This window comes from Okeania sp. SIO2B9 (assembly GCF_010672505.1).
In the GTDB taxonomy this organism is placed as follows: domain Bacteria; phylum Cyanobacteriota; class Cyanobacteriia; order Cyanobacteriales; family Microcoleaceae; genus Okeania; species Okeania hirsuta.
Genome location: NZ_JAAHGK010001416.1, coordinates 1 through 1,854, shown reverse-complemented (window position 1 = coordinate 1,854; position 1,854 = coordinate 1). Strand labels below are relative to the sequence as shown.

Here is a 1,854-nt window from a genome sequence, read left to right as displayed (position 1 = left end):
AATTTGGCACAGTTTAAGGTACCGAAAGCGGTTGAGTTTATAGAGTTGCCAAAGACTGCTACGGGTAAGGTTCAGAAATATTTGTTGCGAGAGAAAGAGTGGGTTGGTTATGAAAAAAGGATTCACTAGAATTTAGAATTTTTTGATAATTTAGAATTTAGAATTATTAGAATTTAGAATAAATAGGACCTAATATGGCTATGGCAAAATTTCAAGATATGTTAGGATTTAGAATAAATAGAACCTAATATGGTTAAAAAAGATATACAAGATAGGACTCTGGATTTTAGCATAAGAATAGTAAAGCTTTGCAAGTTTTTGAGAGAAAATGGTGGGACAGGGTATGGTTTGAGTAAACAATTAATACGCTCTGGGACAAGCATAGGCGCGAATATTGAGGAAGCACAAAACACAGAAAGTAAAGTCGATTTTATCCATAAAATGAATATTTCTCTCAAAGAAGCTAGACAGACCAATTACTGGTTAAAAATATTAATTGCAACAGAAAAAGAACTAGAACAAAGATTACTTCCTTTATTAAATGAATCTAATGAATTAATTTCTATTCTTCATGTAATCATTAAAAATACTAAAGCTCAAAATTAATTCTAAATTATAAACTCTAAATTATAAATTCTAAATTCTGATAATGTCAAACCATCAAATTTCCTCTCAATTTCTCACTCCCCAAAGTTTCCTAGAACGCAGTGTGGGAGCATTTGCTGACAAAGATGCCATAGTTTACCGCTCCTCTAGATGGACTTATGCGCAGTTTGCCACCAGAGTTAATCAATTGGCAAGCGCCTTAAAAAACAGAGGGTTAGAAAAAGGCGATCGCATAGCTTTCCTTTGCCCGAATATTCCACCAATGTTAGAAGCACATTTTGGCGTTCCTCTAGCAGGAGGAGTTTTAGTCGCTATCAATATTCGATTAGCTGCTAAAGATATTTGCTATATCCTGAATAATTGTGGAGCGCGTCTGGTATTTGTCGATACAGAATTATCTCACCTGGTAAAATCAGTGCGGGATGAGTTGGAAAGTGTAGAAGAAATAATTAATATAGTAGACAGTCAAATAGAAGCAAAAGGAGAAAAATTACCAGGAACAGATTATGAAACTTTTTTAACTACAGGTACATCAGACCCTCTACCTTCCTCACTTTCAGACGAAAACGAACCAATTTCGATCAACTATACCAGTGGCACCAGTGGTCAACCCAAAGGAGTGGTATATACTCATCGTGGTGCTTATCTCAATGCTTTGGGCGAAGCATTAGAACTAGGCATGAATAATAACAGTATCTATTTGTGGACGTTACCCATGTTTCACTGTAACGGTTGGTGTTTTACCTGGGGAGTCATTGCTGTGGGTGGTACTCATATTTGTATGCGGAAATTTTTCCCTAATACAGTAGTCTCGTTAATTATGGATGAGGGAGTGACTCACTTCTGCGGTTCCCCCACAATATTAATTGCTCTTGCTAACGACCGTGCCATCAAAAAATTACAACTTTCCCATCCTCTTCGAGTTGCCACTGCTGGAGCGCCACCTTCCCCCACTATTATTCAGACGATGGAAGAGTTAGGAATTGATATTACTCATGTTTATGGTTTAACAGAAACCTACGGACCCCATAGTGTTTGTGAATGGCAAGCACCTTGGGATGATTTACCAATGGCAGAAAGGGCAAAATTGAAAGCTCGACAAGGAGTGCCTTATATTCATGCTGCTCAAATGCGGGTAGTAGACAAAGATATGCAGGATGTACCTGCTGATGGGGAAACTATGGGAGAAGTAGTGATGCGTGGCAATAATGTTATGCAGGGATATTTTAACGATCCGGAGGCCACTGA

General features: G+C 37.7%; 2 protein-coding genes. Both read left to right on the top strand.

The genetic code is table 11. The annotated features are described in order from the left end of the window. Window positions 1-249 precede the first annotated feature (249 nt). Window positions 250-606, top strand: coding sequence for a four helix bundle protein (locus tag F6K13_RS31285; RefSeq protein ID WP_124146831.1), 357 nt, complete (start codon window positions 250-252; stop codon window positions 604-606). Window positions 607-649: 43 nt separating this feature from the next. Then, the coding region (locus tag F6K13_RS31280; protein ID WP_287289599.1) for an AMP-binding protein at window positions 650-1,854 on the top strand (1,205 nt) is incomplete at its 3' end.

Excerpts from the sequence above, each read along its gene's own strand:
- F6K13_RS31285 (WP_124146831.1), top strand. The coding sequence starts at position 250 with ATGGTTAAAAAAGATATACAAGATAGGACTCTGGATTTTAGCATAAGA.